The organism is Microbacterium sp. Leaf320, assembly GCF_001423485.1.
In the GTDB taxonomy this organism is placed as follows: domain Bacteria; phylum Actinomycetota; class Actinomycetes; order Actinomycetales; family Microbacteriaceae; genus Microbacterium.
The window spans coordinates 505,096-522,781 of sequence record NZ_LMOD01000002.1 but is presented as its reverse complement, the minus strand read 5'-3'; the positions used below and the strand labels follow the sequence as shown (position 1 = coordinate 522,781).

Genomic DNA, 17,686 nt, shown 5'->3' with positions numbered 1-17,686 from the left:
AGCGGTGGGCGAATGATCAGCGCCGCACCGGATCGGAATCGCCGTCGAGGAAGCGCTCGAGGTCGCGCAGCGTGGGTGCGGCCTCCCAGTCGCCCGGTACGAGGCACGCCATCGCGCCGCACGCGTTCGCCCGGCGCAGGATCGCGTCGAGGTCGAGTCCGTCGAGCAGTCCGCTCAGGTATCCGGCGACGAACGCGTCGCCCGCGCCGACGGTGTCGACTGGGATGATCGTGAACCCGGAGCCGGCGACCTCGGCATCCGCGGTGAACACGGAGGCGCCGTCCGGACCGAGTTTCAGCACGGTCGTCGCGCAGTTGGCATCACGCAGGGCCGCGGCGGCATCCGCAGCTGACGAGCCCGGGTACAGGATCGCGAACTCCTCTTCGCCGCCGAAGACGATGTCGGAACGCTCCGCGAGCTCGCGGAGCACAGGCCCGGCGACCGCGGGCGATGCCAGCGCGGAGCGGTAGTTGATGTCGAAGCTGACTATCGCGCCGCCGGCCCGCGCGCGATCGATCGCCGCGTGCAGAGCCGCCCGAGCGGCGTCCGACAGCAGGGGAGTGATGCCGGTGATGTGCAGCAGCGCCGCGCCCTCGACCCACCCGTCGGGCAGGTCGTCCGGATGCAGGCGGGAGCCCGCAGATCCGGCACGGTAGTAGTGCACGGCGGTGGATGCGGCAGATGGGCGCTCCTTCACCATCAGGCCGGTCGCGGCATCCGGGTCGATGATCGCCCGCACGTCGACGCCGTCACCGCGGATCTCGCGTGCCACGCGCTCGCCGAGGGAGTCGGCTCCGACGCGTCCGAGCCAGGAGGTCGAGACTCCGAGGCGAGCGAGCCCGATCGCGACGTTGCTCTCGGCTCCGCCGATGCCCAAGGCGAGCGAGTTCGTGTGCCGCAGAGAGCCGATCTCGGTCGTGCGCACGAGCGCCATGGTCTCACCGAGGGTGACGACAGACGGCGAGGTCACGCGGAGTCCCGCGCGCAGACCTCGACGAATGCCGCAGCCCGCTCGCGCAAGGCGGCGAGGTCTCCGCCGGCGAAGGCGTCGCCGAGCAGCGGGCCGCCCACGCTCACCGCCACGGCACCGGCACGCAGCCAGACTTCCGCTCCGGCGAGGTCGACGCCGCCTGAGGGCACCGCGACCAGGTCGGGGAAGGGCCCGCGAAGGTCCTTGAGGTACGAGGGGCCCACTTGCCCGGCCGGGAACACCTTCACTGCAGACGCACCCGCAGACCACGAGGCGAACAGCTCGGTCGGCGTCAGCCCGCCCGGGACGATCGGCACACCGGCATCCGTCGCCTGCGTGACGAAGTCGCGCGAGGTGATCGGGGTCACGATGTAGGCCGCGCCCACCTCGATCGCCCGCGCCAGGTCAGCGGTGTTCGTGACGGTGCCGATGCCGAGGTCGATCGTGTCGCCGAAGCGCGCGAGCAGGTTCGGGAAATGCTCGAATGTGCCCGGGGTCGTCAGCGTGAGCTCGACACTGCGGATGCCGGCGTCGACGAGCACGTCGAGCACGGCGTCGTAGTCTTCCGCCCGCTTCGCCCGGGCCACGACGATCAGACGTGAGTCGACCGTGCGCTGCGGCAGGGCGACCCGGCGCACCTCACCAGTCATGGACGGTCCCGTCGAGCAGACGGTTCACCGGCAGATACGCCTTGGTGTACTCGTGGCCGGCCGCGGCATCCTCATCGAGGTCGACACCGAGTCCGGGCTTGTCGCCGGGGTGCAGGAAGCCCTTGTCGAACGTGAACGACGTCTGGAACACCTCGAGCGTCTGCGCGTTGTGCGGCATGTACTCCTGGATGCCGAAGTTGTGGATCGCGAGGTCGAGGTGCAGCGCCGCGGCCATGCCGACGGGCGAGATGTCGGTCGGACCGTGGATACCGGACTTGATGCCGTAGATCGCGGCGAAGTCGAGCAGCTTCTTCATGGCCGTGATGCCACCGGTGTGCGTGACCGCCGAGCGCACGTAGTCGATCAGACGCTCGGTGATGAGGGTCTGATAGTCGAACACCGAGTTGAAGACCTCGCCGATCGCGAGCGGCGTCGTCGAGTGCTGGCGAACGAGGCGCAACGCGGTCTGGTCTTCACCGGGGGTGCAGTCCTCGAGCCAGAAGAGGTCGTAGGGCTCGATGTCCTTGGCGAAGCGCGCGGCCTCGATCGGCGACATGCGGTGGTGTCCATCGTGCAGGATGCGCAGGTCGGTGCCGAAGTCCTCGCGGATCTGCGAGAAGATCCCGGGCATGTGGTTGAGGTAGTTGCGGGTGTCCCAGGTCTCTTCGCTCGGGCGGTCGCCCGAGCGCTTGGCGGGCTCGTAGTCGTAGCGCACGCCGGGACCGGCGTTCGAGACGCCGTAGATCTGGCCGAGGCCGGGCACACCCGTCTGCACGCGCACGGCGGTGTAGCCGAGCTCTTCGTATCCGGTGATGGCGTTCTTGAGCGCGGCGTAGTCGGTGCCGGAGGCGTGGGCGTAGACGCGGACGCCCTCGCGGCTGGCGCCGCCGAGCAGCTGGTACAACGGCATCCCGGCCTTCTTGGCCTTGATGTCCCACAGCGCCATGTCGACCGCGGCGATCGCCGCCATCGTCACGGGGCCGCGGCGCCAGTACGGGCCGCGGTAGAGGTACTGCCAGGTGTCTTCGATGCGGTCCTCGTCGCGTCCGACGAGCATCGAGGCGACGTGGTCGGAGAGGTACGAGGCGACGGCGAGCTCGCGTCCGTTGAGTGTGGCGTCGCCCAGGCCGACGATTCCGTCGGAGGTCGTGATCTTGAGCGTGACGAAGTTGCGTCCTGGGCTGGTGATGTTGACGTCGACGATCTCGATGGTCATGTCGTTCTCTCCTGGAAATGCGGGGACGAGGTGCGTGATGCGGGGCGAGGTGGGGGKGCGGACGTTCGGGCGTCCGCACCCCGGGTCGTGATGTGCGGGGCGATCAGATCGCGTCGCGGGGGTCCGTCAGGTCGCGGCCTGCGACCTCCGGCATCCAGATCGAGGCGATCAGCGCGCTCAGCGTGAAGATGAACAGCATGATGATGATCGGGATGAACGAGCCGGTGACGGCCGACACCCACGCGGCGGCGATGACGGGGCCCGCACCGGTCGCGATGATGGCGGCGATCTCACGTGCCATGGCCGTGAACGTGTAGCGGTTGCGCGATCCGAACAGCTCGGGGAGCGTGAGGTTCTCGAGCGACGCGAAGCTCATCACTGCGAGGTTGTGCAGCACGACGTATCCGATGAAGACCTGCAGCGTGACGCCGCTGCTGATCATGGGGATCGTCGGGATGATGATGATCAGCGCGACGATCGACCAGATCATGTACATGCGCTTGCGGCCGAAGCGGTCGCCGAGCCAGCCCGACAGCGGCACGGTGATGAAGGCGACGAGCGACGAGACGATCACGGCGTTGACGCCGATCGAGCGGTCGAGCAGCAGCACGACGGTGATGTAGCTGATCAGGTACGTCTGGATCATGCCCGAGTTGCCGGCCTGGCCGAAGCGCAGCAGGAGGGCGATCGAGAACGCCTTCCAGGGCTTGCGGTTCATCGCCTCGAGCGTGCGAACGTCGCCGGTCTCGGTGGCGAGCTGGATCGTCTCTTCACGCGAGAGGGCCTTGCCGTCGACGACGTCGTCGCGCTCCTCGAAGACCGGGGTCTCCTTGAGGTTGAAGCGCACCCAGATCGCGAAGAGCATGATGATCGCGCTGCCGATGAACGGGATGCGCCATGCCCAGTCGATGACTTCCTGCTCGCTGTATGCGACGAGCAGGATCGCCCAGATGCCGGAGGCGAGCAGGGTTCCGCAGTTCGTGCCGAGCGCGACGAGCGAGGCGATGATGCCACGGCGCTTGGCCGGTGCGTACTCGGCGAGCATGACGCCGGCGCCCGAGATCTCGGCACCCGCACCGAAGCCCTGCGCGATGCGCAGCAGCACGAGCAGGATCGGCGCGAGCACGCCCACCTGGTTGTACGTCGGCAGGAAGCCGATGAGGGTGGTCGCGAGACCCATCAGAAGGATCGTGTAGAACAGCACCTTCGTGCGGCCGGTCTTGTCACCGAGGCGGGCGAAGAAGAACGCACCGACCGGGCGGGCGACGTAGCCGACGCCGTAGGTGGCCATCGCAGCGACGACCGCGACTGCCGGGTTCTCGGAGGAGAAGAACAGATCGGCGAAGACCAGCGCGGCTGCCAGCGAGTACAGCTGGTAGTCCATGAACTCGAGCGCCGTGCCGAGCCATCCCGAGATGGCGGCGCGCACGAGGTCGCGGACCGACCTCTTCTCGGCGGGGTCGGCGGCCGTGGCCGTCGTCTGCGGTTCTGACATGGGAGGTACTCCTTCGGACCAGGAACAGGGTGGGTGCGCGGGGTGGCGCGGAGGGGATGCGGCTAGAGGGACAGCAGGACCTTCGCCGAGGCCGACGAGTCGCGAGCGAGCTCGAAGGCCTTTACGGCGTCGGATGCCGGGAGGACGTGAGAGATGACGGAGTCGAGGGCGTCGGACTCGGCCAGCAGGGCGACCGCGTCGTCGATCTCGGTGGAGAAGCGGAAGGCGCCGCGGATCGTGAGCTCCTTGGCGAGCATCGGGGCGAGGTTCACTCCGATGTCGGCGTTCGGGAGCATGCCGACCTGCACGATGGTGCCGACACGCCGGACTGCACGCACCGCCTGGGTGAGCGCGACCCCGACTCCGGAGCACTCGAAGACGACGTCGTACGACTCGTTCTCGATCGTGTCGCGGCCGACGAGCGAGACCTCGGTCGCACCGAGGGCCTTCGAACGATCAAGGGGCTCTTCGCGCACATCGCTGGCCCCGACGACAGCGGCGCCGGCGTGGAGTGCCGCGGCCACGACGAGCAGGCCGATGGGTCCTGCGCCGATCACGAGCACCCGCTTGTCGGTGATGTCACCGGCGAGGCTGACGGCGTGGATCGCGACGGCGAGCGGCTCGGCGAGGGCAGCACGCTCGAGCGGAAGGGATGCCGGCAGAACGCGGATCATCTGCTCTTCGACGATCAGCAGCTCGGATGCTCCGCCCTGGCGGTGCGGGTTCGCCGCGGCGCTCCCGAAGTAGTCCCCGCCGGGGCGCAGGTGCGGGTGAGCCTCGAGGCCGCTGACCTCGGGGCCATAGCGCGCGGGGTGCACGGTGACGGGGGTGCCGGGAGCCAGGCGGCCCGAAGGGTCGAGGTCGATGACACCGGAGAGCTCGTGACCGGGAGTCAGGGGCTCGCGGATCGTGTACTCGCCGTTGGCGCCGTGGAAGTAGTAGTGCAGGTCGGATCCGCAGATGCCGACGTAGTTCACGCGGAGGCGCACCTCGCCGTCGCCGGGGGTCGGAACCTCGCGGTCTTCCCAGCGGATGTCTTCTTTGCCGTGGATGGCGAGAGCCTTCATGGCTGCAGCTCCTCTGCGCTGATGAGTGATGATGTGCTTGTCTGGGATGCCGAGACGGCATCGGCGATCGCGGCATCGACGCCGCGTCGCTGGATGATGTCGACGAGCTCGCCGACGCGGGCGATGAACGCATCCTGAGATCCGAGTCCATCACCGAACAGGTGCAGCTCGCCGATCACGCGCTGTGCCAGCTCGCGACCGTTGCGTGCGCTCGCCGCGTAGCCCGACAGGCGCTCGCGGGCGCCGTCGGTCATCGCGGCGGCGTGCAGGCCGGGGTCGAAGCCGGGCAGCGGAGCGATGCACGACAGGTATCCGGCGACGGTGAGCGCGATCAGGTGGGGCATCTCGCCCTTGCCGAGCGCGAGCAGTGCGGGTTCGGGAATGCGCTGGCGCAGCTTGACCGATCCGTCCGTTCCGACCTGGCTCGTGCGGTGCCCCAGTGCGCTGTTGGCCCAGCGCTCGAACAGCTCGGCCTCGTAGGCGCGGATGTCGACACCCGAGGGCACCTCGATCGAGGGCTCGTATTCGTCGCGCAGTACGGCGCGTGCTGCGCTCTCGATGCCGTCGAGTCCGATGGCCTCGGGGATCGTGCCGACACCGCTCAGTGCGCCGAGGTAGGCGATGAGGGAGTGCGTGCCGTTGAGCAGCCGCACCTTCATCTGCTCGTAGCGTCCGACCTCGTCGGTGAAGACGGCGCCGCCGGCCTCCCACGCGGGGCGGCCGCCGGCGAAGCGGTCTTCGATCGCCCACATCGTGAACGGCTCGGCGGGCACGGGGATGTCGTCGCGGGCGCCGAGCAGGGTGCTGACGCGGGTGCGCAGCTCGGCGGTGGTCGACGGCACGATGCGGTCGACCATGCTCGAGGGGAACGATACGGCGCGGTCGAGGAACGCGAGCGTGTCTGCGCCCTCGGAACCGGGCAGCTCGTACAGGAACTCGCGGACGAGCTTCTCGGTGTGAGCGCCGTTGGACGACAGGTTGTCGCAGCTGAGGATCGAGATCGGCGCTCCGCCGGCCGCGGCACGGGCCTGCAGGCCTCGCGCGAGCTGGCCGATCGTCGAGCGGGCTGCGCCACCGCGCAGGTCGGAGCGCACGATGTCATCGTCGAGGTCGAGCCGCTGAGTCGCGGGGGAGTAGCTGTAGCCGTTCTCGGTGACGGTGAGCGTCACGATGCGGATGCCGGGGTCGGCGATCTGGGCGACGACGCGCTCGGGCTGCTCGGCGCCGACGAAGGCGTCGGTGTGCACGCCCGGGATCGTGAGCGAGGTGGTGCCTGGCGCGATGGTAGCGACTGAGTACAGCATGTCCTGGGCGTGCATCGCGTCGACGATGGAGCGCGAACGCGAGGCGACGCCGATGATCCCCCAGTCGCCACCGGCTGACTGCAGTGCGGCTGCCGTGTAGACGGCCTGGTGTGCGCGGTGGAAGCTACCGAGGCCGAGGTGCAGGATGCCTGCAGCGGTCGGCGTGACCAGCGGCGAGGCCGTCGCAGAGGTCGTGCGGCTCAGGGCCGGTGCTGGGATGCTCACGCGGTGGCTCCTTCGCTCGGGGCCGCGCACCGCTGAGGGTGATCGGCGTTGATCGTCATGAAAATCAGTGTGCAGTGTTTGTACAAACTTGTCAAGCCGTTTTACATCGGGGGTGAGGATCGTAGGATTGCCTGCGAGGGCGGGAGATCGACATGGCAGCGACGCTGACAGATGTGGCACGGCGTGCCGGCGTGTCCATCGCGACCGCGTCGCGTGCCTTCGGAGAGCCCGACCGTCTCGCTCCGACCACGCTGGGCCGCGTGCTCGAGGCCGCGGGAGAGCTCGGCTACGCGACGTCGCAGTCCGCCACCGCGACCCGCACCTTCGGGGTCGTGGTGCCCGACGTCTCGAACCCGGTCTACGCGACACTGCTCAAGGCGATCCAGGGGCAGGCCTGGCACGGTCGTCATCGCATCGTGCTCTTCGACGCCGATGAAGACCTGCGCCGCGAGCGCGAGCAGATCGAACAGGCTCGCAAGCTCGACGGGATGCTGCTGTGCAGCCCTCGCCTGCCGGACGCCGACGTGCTCGAACTGGTCGGCGACACCCCCTACGTCGTGGTCAACCGCCAGATCGACGGAGCACCCTGCGTGCTGATGGACCCTGAGCACGGCCCCGCACAGGCGATCGAGCACCTCGCAGCCCTCGGCCACACGCACATCGCGTACGCCGCCGGTCCGCGCGGATCATGGGCCGACGTGCGCCGCGCCGATACGGTCGCCCGGGCGTGCGAGCGCCACGGCATCCGCCTCACCGGCCTCAGCCACCACGCCGCCTCCATCCAGGGCGGGCGAGCTGCCGCGGCTCCTGCCGCAGCGAGCGGAGCCACGGCCGTCATCGCCTACAACGACCTCGTCGCCCTCGGCCTCGAGGCAGGACTCCTCGAACTCGGCAAGCGCTGCCCCGCCGACATCAGCATCGTCGGAATCGACGACATCGACCTCGCGGGTGCGGTCACCCCCGCTCTCACGACGGTGCGGATGCCGATCGAGCGCAGCGGAGCCCTCGCCGTCGACCTTCTGCTGCAGGCGATGAACGGCACCGCGATCGACGACGTCGTGACCCTCGGCTCGCAGCTGATCGTGCGCGCGTCGACGGCGGCACCTGCGGCCTGACGCCGCTTGCCGGTCGTTGACGAAACGTGCTCCCCGACGTGGTGCGTTTCGTCTCGCTGCTTCGCTGCTCGCTCAACGACCGGGGGCGACGCCGCGCGCGCTCTGGTGTCATTACGCTGAAGATCATCACTGCTGGCATATCAGCATTTCGACGCATGGTTGAGGGACGGCCGCCGACGCATGTCGCAACCCCAGGATGACACCCACTCGCGAACCGGGGACCGGGTGCCGCGGCGCTTCTGGGTCGGGTTGCTCGCCCTCGTCATCTACATCCTGTTCGCTGCTGTGCTGGGCAACATCACCGGCTCATTCGCTCCCGAAGGTGATGTCATGGCGGAGAGGCGAGTGCCGCCGAGGCGATGTCGTCCGGCGATGACCTGGGACCGCTGACGCCGGTGCTGGCGACGATCCAGACGCTTCTCATCGCCCTCGCGATCGCCGGCGTGATCAGCGCCGCGCGGGAAGACCATCGCGCGCGGAAGGCCCGGAAGGCGCGGAGAGTCGCAGCGGACCCGCAGGTTTAGGTCACGTCGCCTCGCTCAGCGGAATGCTCGGCTGATCGCGCCGCCGATCTGGAACAGGGTGATCCACACGATGAAGTTCTGGATCGGGCGCAGGGGCAATCCCACCACCCTTCGCCAACCGGGACGGCGGGACCAAGACGTGGTAATGGACACCTGAGTACCGCCGTTGGTGGGAGCCAAGGTGAACTCCGCGAGAGCCGCATTGCTCCGCGGAGCATCGGGGTACGCGAAGCTCCATGCGATCGTGTCCGGCCGGTGCGCCGCGACGAGCTCGATACGGCGGCGACGGAACTCGGGCTTGACCTTCACGAGCTTCCCATCGGGACGTCGTTCGCGTGCGAGGCCCGTCCACACCGCGCCGGCGGCGGCATCCTGTTCTGCATGCTCGATCGAACCCACACTCATCTGCCACTGGGGAACGTTCGTCGGCTCGGCGAGGTAGTCCCATACCTGTTCGATCGGTGCGGGGACGAAGGTCTCCGTCGACCCTGAGATCCGGCCACTCACCGCGGGCGTGGCCGGCGCGGTCGCCCGCCGGGACGAGTCGACGGCGTCGAGCTGCTCGAGCAGCGCATTGGGACTGGTGCCCAGTCGCTCGAGTACGACGGCGATCAAGCCGCTCGGCTCGGCCACGAGTTCTCGGAGCACCGCAGCGGCGTCGCCCGCCTTGTCCTTCTCGGCTGAGCGTGCGATGAGGTCAGAAGCGCGCTTGCTCCACTCGTACCCGTCGGTCTCGTGGAAGACGATGCGCCCTGCCTCGGGAAACGACGCTTCGATGCCGAGTGACGCCAGTTGTGCTGCGTGCTGTGCTTCGACGGCGCTTCGTGCGGTGCCGAGATCGATGCCGACGTCGCGCAGTGCCCGTCCCGCGGCTTGGTCGTTGATGACGAGGGCGAGGAACAGGTGCTCGATGTCTGCGGTGCGAAGCCCTAGTCGCGATGCTTCTTCCATAGCGGCGAGAGACAGAGACTGGCTCGTCTGAGCGACGCGAACGAACTTGCTCATGAGTTCCTCCTCGAGATCGGGATCGTGGGGTCCACTCGCTTGGAGTGCTTCTTGTGGACGGCCTGCCGGGTCACCCCGAGTGCATCGGCGATCTCCTGCCACTTCATACCCGAGCGGAGGGCAGCCTCGACCTGTCGAAGCTCCAGAGTGTCTGCGAGCACGCGCAACGACGCGACTGCCCGCAAGCCGGTTCTCGGGTCGCTCGTGTCCGCTGCGACCGCGGCGATCTGGGAGGACTCCATGCTGTCAACTTAGGTTGCTATAGGGGGAGTTGTCAACCTTGGTTGCTCTAAGCGTGCCGGCGGTCAGCACATACCGGAATGCTTCTACACACTTCTACATATTTGGGCGTAAAATGGTGTCATGACCACCCAGCCTCTCACGATGTCTTCGACAGTCGCAGCCAGACGAGGCGTCGGCTTCCTCACTTCCGAGGCGCAGGATCGGCCGGTGAAGCTGACCAGCCATGGCAAGCCGGTTGCTGTCGTGGTATCCGCGGCTGAGTACGACGAGCAGCGTCGTCTGCTGCGCGAAGCCGAGCTCAAGGTTCTGAGCATTGCAGCCGGTCTGGTCGCGGATCGCTCGACGATGCTCGGGGTCGATGAGGCGAGGGAGCGACTGCTTGCAGCCGGGTGAACGGTTCCCCGACGATCAGGCAGAGGTGACGTTCAGCGCAGAGAGCATCGACTGGCTCATTGCGAACGTGAACCTCTCAGAACGAGAGACGGTCTTCGACACGATCGCCGGGCTCTTCGCCGCGCCCGAGGGAAAACACCGCCTCTCGAATCACGGGAGGACGAACCTCGTCGGCTTCAACACCGTGGAGGCATGCCAGCGTGCCTACCGCATCATCTTCCGAGCCAAGATGCATGACGGCGTGGGCGCGATCGAGATCATCACCATCGGATTGCGTCGGGACGATGATGTCTACGCGGAGGCGCACGATCTGATTCACTCGGGCAAGCTGAGCGAGGCCGAGCAGACGCAGATCTGGGATGCGCTGAAGCTGCTCGAGGAGACGAAGGAACGTCTGGGCCTCAAGGAGTGGGACTACTTCGAAGAACCTGCACCGGTGGGAATGGTGAAGGCGGCAGTGGCGGCCGGCATCCTCGAAGAGGACATCGCCAGACGACTGACTCAGAGTGAACTCACGGCGGCGATGGCCGCAGCCTGGGAATCAGGGGAACTCGATACGCGCGCAGCGCTCGCTGTCGCGATGGAGCGAGTCGCCACGAGCGCGACCCCGAACCGGGTCTTCACCTCGAGACGATCGCCTCGGTGCGGCGCCTGGATGCCGATGGCGAACGCCCCATGCATCCGCGCGAAAGAGCATGCGGGTGCCCACCGCGCTCACCGGTGAGTCAGCGATGTCCGCATGGAGGATCCGCCGCGACGCGCCGGATCTCAGCGGAGGATGCCTTTCCGACGGGCCGCCGAGACCGCGGCGGTGCGTGAGCTGACATCGAGCTTCGAGAAGATGTGTGCGAGATGCGACTTCACGGTCGTCTCGCTGACGAAGAGCTGTTCTGCCACCTCGCTGTTCGATCGTCCGGCGGCGACGAGCTCGAGCACCTCGATCTCGCGGCTGCTGAGGCTGACGCGCGGCGCGCGCATGCGGTCGAGCAGTCGGGAGGCGATCACCGGCGCGAGCGCGCTCTCTCCTGCGGCCGCCGCGCGCACGGCGGCGGTCAGCTCGTGCGGCGGGGCGTCTTTCAGCAGGTAGCCGCTCGCACCGGCCTCGACGGCGCCGAGGATGTCGGCATCCGAGTCGTAGTTCGTGAGCACGAGCACGTAAGGCGGAGCCTCGAGCGCACGGATGCGTCGAGTCGCGTCTACGCCTGTGGTCTTGGTCTGGGAACCGAACTGCAGGTCCATCAGGACCACGTCAGGGTTCTCACGCTCGGCGCAGGCCACTGCCTCATCGGGGGTGCCTGCCTCGGCGACCACCTCGAGATCCGGCTCGAGGCTGAACAGGGCCGTGAGCCCGGCGCGGACGATGGGGTGGTCGTCGGCGATGACGAGGCGGATCATGCGAACTCCGTGAGCGGGAGGTCGACGGTGAGCGTCGTTCCCCGGCCGGATGCCGCATCGATCTCGAGCCGGCCACCCAACTGCTGCACTCGCTCGGCGGTGGCGCGCAGGCCGAAGGAATCAGACTTCTCGGCGGTCCCCGGTTCAGGGAGCGCCGCATCGAATCCGGTGCCGTCATCGTCGACGGTGAAGTGGAGGCGTTCGCCGTCGATGCTGATGGTGACCGTCGCGGTTGTGGCGTGAGCGTGCTGGATGACGTTGGCGATCGCACCCTGCGTGATGCGCAGCAGTGCTGTCTGCAGGTGCATGGGCAGGACGATCGTGTCGGACACCCGCACGTGCACGTCGAGCCCCTCCGTCGCCCACTGCGTGCGGGCCAGTCGACGCAGCGCCCCGCCGAGGGTCTGGTCGTCGAGCTGCGGAGGTGTCAGCTCGCGGATGAACCGTCGCGCCTCGACGAGGTTCGCAGCGGCCGTCTCGCGCGCGAGCCGGATGTGCTCGATCCCCGGGCGCGTGTCGTCGACGCGTTCCGCGGCGTGCAGGAGCATCTGGATGCTGGAGAGCCCTTGCGCGAGCGTGTCGTGGATCTCGCGGGCGAGCCGGGCGCGCTCCGCGAGGACGCCCGATTCATGCTCCCGTGCGGCGAGCTGCCCGCGGGTCGCGAGCAGCTCGGTGACCAGCGCTTCGCGCTGCTGCGCCTCTCGAGCGAGAGCCTGGTAGCCGAGGCCGATCAGGAGGGCGACACCCGCGCCGACAAACGGGCCGACGACGCCGCCGACGCTCCACCCGCCGTGGATGCCGAGTGCGTAGACCGCGATGATCGTCGCCGCGAGGATCGCGGCGGATCCCGCCCAACGCCCGAGCAGGTGCAGGAACAGGAAGAACAGGGGGAACACGAGGTAGGCGGCATCGGCGCTCACCCAGAGCAGGCCGAGCCATTCCGCCGAGAGCAGCGCCAACCAGATCAGCGACATGACCCGTCGCCCGTGCGAGAGTCGAGCGAGCAGCAGACCCGAGGCGTATGTCGCGCCGACGATCAGCGCGAGGACGATCGCGGAGACGCTCGAGTCCGAGGGATCGAGCACCGCACGGGCGATGACGACCCCCGTCAGGGCGAAGAAGAGAACGTGAAGGCCCGTCCGCAGACCCACGAACACCGGGGTCAGAGCGGTATGCGCCATGGATCGAACTCTACGCCGCCGCACCGAGCCGCCGCATCGTCCGAAAGGACGATCGAGGCGTCCTCATCCTGGGTGCGAAAAGCCCGTCCCGGTGGCCGATGACCGCGACGACGCCGACGGCGAAAGTGGAATGGTCGCCGCATCGGAGACAGGAAAGGCAACCGTCATGTTCGTCGCGTTACGCGATCTTCGCTTCGCCAAGGGGCGATTCATCCTCATCGGCTCCGTCGTCGCCCTCATCACCCTTCTCGTCGGGTTCCTCAGCGGACTGACGGGAGGCCTCGCCATCCAGAACGTCTCGGGTGTGCTCGCGCTGCCCGCAGACCGCATCGTGTTCTCGGCCCCCTCGGGTGGCGACGGCGCGGCGAGCTTCGCCGACTCCAAGATCACCGAGAAGCAGGCGAAGGAATGGGCATCGACGAATGGCGTGGCCGACGCGCGCCCCCTCGGCATCAGCCAGACCCGCGCGGAGACCGACGACACCCGTGCCGCGATCGCGGTGTTCGGTGTCGAGCCCGGCTTCGACGCCGGAGCGCCCTCGGGTGACGGTCGGGTGAGCCTGTCGGTGCCCGCCGCGGATGCGCTCGGTGTGAAGGTCGGAGAGCAGATCGAGATCGCCGGCGTCTCCTACGACGTCGAGACCGTCGAGGGAGACGCCTGGTACAGCCACACGCCGGTCGTGCAGATGACTCTGCAGGATTGGCAGGCGTATTCGGCATCCACCGGCAACCCCGACGCCTACGCCACGGTCCTCGCCGTCTCAGGCGACCCCGACTGGGATGCCGCGGATGCGGCGAACGACACGATCTCGGAGACGACCCTCGGGTCGCTGACGGCGCTGAGCGCCTTCCGCTCCGAGATCGGATCGCTCCTGCTCATGGTGGCCATGCTCTTCGGCATCTCGGGACTCGTCATCGGCGCCTTCTTCACCGTCTGGACCATGCAGCGCAAGGGCGATGTCGCCGTCCTCAAGGCGCTCGGTGCGAGCACACGATCCCTGATCCGCGACGCCCTGGGCCAGGCGCTGATCGTCCTGCTGGTGGGCATCGGCACAGGGCTGGCGCTGGTCACCGTGCTCGGCCTGCTCGCCGGCAGCGCCCTTCCGTTCCTGCTGAGCCCTCTCACGACGATCCTTCCGGGTGGCATCATGATCGCCCTCGGCCTCGCAGGCGCCGCCTTCGCTCTGCGCTCCGTCACTTCAGCCGACCCCCTCACCGCCCTCGGGAGCAACCGATGATCTGCCTGAACGACATCACCCTGACCTTCCCCGACGGCGACTCACGGGTGACCGCTGTGGATGGCGTATCCCTCACCGCCCACCCCGGAACCGTCACCGGCATCACGGGCCCCAGCGGCTCAGGCAAGTCGAGCCTGCTGGCCGTCGCCGGCACCCTGCTGCGCCCGGATTCCGGCGAGATCCTCATCGACGGCAGCGACGTCACGGCACTCAGTGCGGCCGAAGCGACGCGTCTGCGGCGGGACCGGATCGGGATCGTCTTCCAGCAGCCCAACCTCATCCCCTCGTTGACTGCCCGCGAGCAGCTGAGCGTCATGAACGAGCTCGGGGCCCCGCACAGCCGACGCGAACGCGCCAAGGCGGCTGCTCGTGCGGATGAGCTGCTCGCCGCGGTCGGCCTCGCCGATCACGGTCACAAGAGACCACACCAGCTCTCCGGCGGACAGCGTCAGCGAGTCAACATCGCTCGAGCCCTGATGAACGACCCGAGCGTACTCCTGGTCGACGAGCCCACCAGCGCTCTCGATCAGGAACGCGGGGCGAAGATCATCGATCTCATCCTGCGGCTCACCGACGAACGGAACACCTCGACGCTGCTCGTCACGCATGACCTCGTGCACCTTCCGCGCATGCATGGGGTGCTGCACCTCGTCGACGGTCGCGTGGTCGACGCCGCCGTTCCGCGGCGCTGAGCGGCGACTAGTCGCCGGATCGCTGGTTGAACTGACGCTCCCAGTCGCGCAGCTCGCTGCGACCGATGAGCGAGTCGAGCGACACCTGGAAGAGCAGCCCCTTTCGCGCGTTGACCTGCTTGATGTTGTCGACGATCTGCGTGCTCACGGCCGACAGCGCTTCGCGCACCTCGGCGATGCGCTCGTCGGGGGCGTCCCACAGATCGGGTCGGGTGAGCAGGTCGAGCAGGTAGTCGCGATCGAGGGCGGCGACCAGGCGGGCGAGCTTGTCGGAGTATTCGGTTTCGGCGAGCACGCTCTGATCCTCGCCCGCTTTGGCGTCGAGGCGGATGAACAGCTGTTCGACGTGCGAGGCGAGGGCGTCGATGCCTGCGGCGGTCTCGGCAGCGACAGGGCTGCCCGGAACCGCGGCGTAGTCGGCTCGGAGTTCGCGCAGACGGTTTACTCGAAGACGGATGCCGGCGGGCACCGGATCCGCCGAAGCCGGGGCCGTGCGACGCCGGCGACGGGCGATCAGGCCGAAAGCCGTCACGGCGGCCGCGACGAGCACGACCCCGCCGATCACGAGCGGGATCACCGCTCCACCGGCTCCGGCATCGCCGCCGCCCGGCGACGTCGGCGTCTCTGCGGAGATCTCCTGCACCGTCTCGACGAGCTGGTCCTGGAGGTTCGAACCCGAGGACTCGTTCTCGTTAGCGATCCGCAGCGCGTCATCGCCGATCGCAGCCGAAGCCGCCTGCAGGTCGTCTCCGATCGCGACGATCACGGTCTTCTGGCTCGCGCCCGCAGTGAGCTGCTCAAGGACGTATGTGCTGTATGGGGTGTCGCGTGCGGCATCCGCAGGGAGCACGACCACCGCGATCGAGCCGTCGCCAGGGACGACCCCGGAGAGCGCGTCGGCTATGGCTTGGCCACCGGACACGTCGGAGTCGACGTAGATGTTCTGCCCGGATATGCCTTCGACGGCATCTTCGATCCAGGGATTGTTCGACGCGGAGAGAAACGGCATCGCGACCCTCAGAAGTTGTTGATCACGGAGGCGAACACGAGGTCGATGCGCTCGGCATTCGAGGCGTCGAAGAGCTGGCCGCCCGTCACATCGGCGATCCGCTGCAGCGCAGACGTGTCGGCACCCTCTCCATACGCGATCGGGAATATACGCACGGGGGCGTCGTCACCGCCCTCCTTCGTGCTCTTGCCGATCTTCGCGATGAGCGAGTCGAGCGAGATGCTCGAGTCGGTGTCCTCGCCGTCCGACAGCACGACGATCGCGTTGATGCGCCCTGGTTCCGCGCGCTCGCTCATCGCCTCGTAGGCGAGCAGGATCGAATCGTAGAGAGGCGTGCCGTTGCGCTGCGCGTACCGGAGGTCGTCGAGCGAGGAGTCGAGCTTCTCGCCATCGGATCCGAGTGCACTGACGTCGCGGAGCACCTGGATGCCCTCCCCCTCGTCGGAGGAGATGCCGGTGGTGAAGGCCCACACGCCGATCTCGTCGGTCGAGCGGAAGTGGTTCAGGGTCGACTGCGCGCCCTCGATCGCCCCGTCGAGGCGCGAGCGTCCGTCGCCGATCGGGTCGTCCATGGATCCTGAGATGTCGATGAGCTCGAGCACAGATGAGGGCTTGCGCACCTGCGTCCACTGATCGATGGCGGTGGAGATCACGTCGACCTCGGGCTTCGGCAGGGTGACTGCGGGCTGCGCAGGGTCGACACCGAACTTCGCGGTGAACAGGTCGCCCAGCGGCACCGACTCGTCGAGCGGGCGGAATCCGTAGTCGGGGAGGATCTTCTGCGCCGCCGTGGTCTGCACGAACTCGGCGAAGGCCTCGCCGGCAGTGCGCTGCTCGGCGGTGACCCAGTCGGCGCCCAGCACGGTGATCGGGTTGTCCGACCACATGGATCCACCCGCGGGGTATACCGCGACGAGCTTCGTCTTCGGCGGGGTCAGAGTTTCACCCGGCTGCACGGTGTGCGAATCGGGGTTGCCCTGGTTGTAGTTGAGCAGCGAGGTCTCCTCCAGCGCGACGGCCGAGACGTAGGCAGAGCCGTTCGAGCCGTTCTGGGTCTCGTCATAGAGCGTCGACAGGACGTTGCCGGTCGTGTCGCCGTAGTGGATGACGCACTCCTCGAACACGCGGGAGAAGTCGGCCGAAGCCTCGACATCGGCCGCGGTGAGGCCTTCGGCCTTGCCGGTCGCCTCGTACGACTGCATGAGGATCGTCGAGAGGCCCGTGGTGGAGGTGTTCGGGTTCGTCTTCGAGATCTTGAACGCGCCCCAGATGTCCTTGCCGACGCTGCCCCATCCGGCGGGGTCCTGGCAGAGGTTCTCGAGGTCCGTGATGCTGATCGGGGTATTGGGCCAGCCGAGCGCGGTGGCCATCGGCTCGGGCATGCCGAACACCACGGGGGTGCGGGTGAACGATTTCGGCTCGCCCACGAGGCCGGCCGACGCGGCTGCGGCGACGCGGTCGGTCCAGACGGTGGATGCCGGAGACCACAGCGTCGGCCACAGTGACCGGTCGTCGCTCGGCCAGTCGTCGCCCGAGGTGAGGAAGCGCGTCGCGTTGCCCGAGGAGACGTTGGTGGGCCGCACGGTGGCGCAGGTCTCCAGCCCCTCGTGCTCGGGCGAGTCCTTGAACGCCTTGGCCAGCTCGTCGAGCATGTTGACCTTCTCCGACGAGGTCGCGACCGCGATGTGCGTGCAGCCGTCGTCGGGGAAGCCCTGTCCGCCGTCGCTCGTGGTGCCGTTCTCGCCGCCACCGCCGGTGCAGGCGGTCAGAGCCAGGGCGACGATCGCCGCCATGGCGAGGGCGGCGGGTGTCCGTCGTGCGTTGCGGGGCGCGCTCATGCGCCTAGGCTACCCAGGTATCGCGCCCACGATCACGGATCGGTTCGATCTCGTGACCCGTCTGATCTCGTGACCCGCCCGATCCGGTGACCCGCCCGATCCGGCGACCTGGGAGGTACGCTCGCTC

General features: G+C 68.1%; 17 protein-coding genes. 5 read left to right on the top strand and 12 right to left on the bottom strand.

Features of this window, described 5'->3' with window-relative positions; all coding sequences use genetic code 11:
- Positions 1 to 16 precede the first annotated feature (16 nt).
- From ASF63_RS07315 to ASF63_RS07290, 6 genes are all read right to left on the bottom strand, one after another.
- On the bottom strand, positions 17 to 970 hold the full coding sequence (locus ASF63_RS07315; protein ID WP_056511442.1) for a sugar kinase: 954 nt from the start codon (positions 968 to 970) through the stop codon (positions 17 to 19).
- Positions 967 to 1,620: a bifunctional 4-hydroxy-2-oxoglutarate aldolase/2-dehydro-3-deoxy-phosphogluconate aldolase gene (locus tag ASF63_RS07310; protein WP_056511439.1), complete on the bottom strand. Its 654-nt coding sequence runs from the start codon at positions 1,618 to 1,620 to the stop codon at positions 967 to 969. The genes ASF63_RS07315 and ASF63_RS07310 overlap by 4 nt, the downstream gene beginning before the upstream one ends.
- Positions 1,610 to 2,836, bottom strand: a complete 1,227-nt coding sequence (manD, locus tag ASF63_RS07305; RefSeq protein ID WP_056511436.1) for a D-mannonate dehydratase ManD — start codon at positions 2,834 to 2,836, stop codon at positions 1,610 to 1,612. The genes ASF63_RS07310 and manD overlap by 11 nt, the downstream gene beginning before the upstream one ends.
- Before the next feature lie 103 nt (positions 2,837 to 2,939).
- Positions 2,940 to 4,331: an MFS transporter gene (locus ASF63_RS07300; protein WP_056511434.1), complete on the bottom strand. Its 1,392-nt coding sequence runs from the start codon at positions 4,329 to 4,331 to the stop codon at positions 2,940 to 2,942.
- A gap of 62 nt (positions 4,332 to 4,393) precedes the next feature.
- The gene (locus ASF63_RS07295; RefSeq protein WP_056511431.1) at positions 4,394 to 5,398 is read right to left on the bottom strand and encodes an L-idonate 5-dehydrogenase; all 1,005 of its coding nucleotides are present in this window, start codon (positions 5,396 to 5,398) and stop codon (positions 4,394 to 4,396) included.
- Complete coding sequence (locus tag ASF63_RS07290) at positions 5,395 to 6,927, bottom strand: mannitol dehydrogenase family protein (RefSeq protein WP_235560730.1); 1,533 nt, start codon at positions 6,925 to 6,927, stop codon at positions 5,395 to 5,397. The genes ASF63_RS07295 and ASF63_RS07290 overlap by 4 nt, the downstream gene beginning before the upstream one ends.
- Before the next feature lie 152 nt (positions 6,928 to 7,079).
- Here ASF63_RS07290 and ASF63_RS07285 point away from each other — a divergent pair, with 152 nt between their 5' ends.
- Positions 7,080 to 8,042: a LacI family DNA-binding transcriptional regulator gene (locus ASF63_RS07285; RefSeq protein ID WP_056511427.1), complete on the top strand. Its 963-nt coding sequence runs from the start codon at positions 7,080 to 7,082 to the stop codon at positions 8,040 to 8,042.
- Positions 8,043 to 8,581: 539 nt separating this feature from the next.
- Here the strand turns inward: ASF63_RS07285 and ASF63_RS07280 are convergent.
- Positions 8,582 to 9,571 carry an SRPBCC family protein gene (locus ASF63_RS07280; RefSeq protein WP_056511424.1) on the bottom strand — a complete coding sequence of 330 codons (990 nt, stop codon included), beginning with the start codon at positions 9,569 to 9,571 and terminating at the stop codon, positions 8,582 to 8,584.
- Positions 9,568 to 9,813, bottom strand: a complete 246-nt coding sequence (locus ASF63_RS07275; RefSeq protein ID WP_056275758.1) for a hypothetical protein — start codon at positions 9,811 to 9,813, stop codon at positions 9,568 to 9,570. The genes ASF63_RS07280 and ASF63_RS07275 overlap by 4 nt, the downstream gene beginning before the upstream one ends.
- 121 nt (positions 9,814 to 9,934) lie before the next feature.
- Here ASF63_RS07275 and ASF63_RS07270 point away from each other — a divergent pair, with 121 nt between their 5' ends.
- On the top strand, positions 9,935 to 10,207 hold the full coding sequence (locus tag ASF63_RS07270; protein ID WP_056511421.1) for a type II toxin-antitoxin system prevent-host-death family antitoxin: 273 nt from the start codon (positions 9,935 to 9,937) through the stop codon (positions 10,205 to 10,207).
- Positions 10,208 to 10,232: 25 nt separating this feature from the next.
- On the top strand, positions 10,233 to 10,931 hold the full coding sequence (locus ASF63_RS07265) for a hypothetical protein (protein WP_157534266.1): 699 nt from the start codon (positions 10,233 to 10,235) through the stop codon (positions 10,929 to 10,931).
- Between the two features lie 44 nt (positions 10,932 to 10,975).
- On the opposite strand, the gene ASF63_RS07260 is transcribed toward ASF63_RS07265, so the two are convergent.
- Positions 10,976 to 11,602: a response regulator transcription factor gene (locus ASF63_RS07260; protein WP_056511411.1), complete on the bottom strand. Its 627-nt coding sequence runs from the start codon at positions 11,600 to 11,602 to the stop codon at positions 10,976 to 10,978.
- Complete coding sequence (locus tag ASF63_RS07255) at positions 11,599 to 12,783, bottom strand: sensor histidine kinase (protein ID WP_056511408.1); 1,185 nt, start codon at positions 12,781 to 12,783, stop codon at positions 11,599 to 11,601. Before ASF63_RS07255 ends, ASF63_RS07260 begins: the two co-directional genes overlap by 4 nt.
- A gap of 166 nt (positions 12,784 to 12,949) precedes the next feature.
- On the opposite strand from ASF63_RS07255, the gene ASF63_RS07250 reads away from it, so the two are divergent.
- Complete coding sequence (locus tag ASF63_RS07250) at positions 12,950 to 14,020, top strand: FtsX-like permease family protein (RefSeq protein WP_056512841.1); 1,071 nt, start codon at positions 12,950 to 12,952, stop codon at positions 14,018 to 14,020.
- Positions 14,017 to 14,712: an ABC transporter ATP-binding protein gene (locus ASF63_RS07245; RefSeq protein WP_056511404.1), complete on the top strand. Its 696-nt coding sequence runs from the start codon at positions 14,017 to 14,019 to the stop codon at positions 14,710 to 14,712. Before ASF63_RS07250 ends, ASF63_RS07245 begins: the two co-directional genes overlap by 4 nt.
- A gap of 7 nt (positions 14,713 to 14,719) precedes the next feature.
- Here the strand turns inward: ASF63_RS07245 and ASF63_RS07240 are convergent, their stop codons facing one another.
- Positions 14,720 to 15,721, bottom strand: coding sequence for a hypothetical protein (locus tag ASF63_RS07240; protein ID WP_056511401.1), 1,002 nt, complete (start codon positions 15,719 to 15,721; stop codon positions 14,720 to 14,722).
- A gap of 8 nt (positions 15,722 to 15,729) precedes the next feature.
- Positions 15,730 to 17,559, bottom strand: coding sequence for a substrate-binding and vWA domain-containing protein (locus tag ASF63_RS07235; RefSeq protein WP_056511396.1), 1,830 nt, complete (start codon positions 17,557 to 17,559; stop codon positions 15,730 to 15,732).
- Positions 17,560 to 17,686 lie beyond the last annotated feature (127 nt).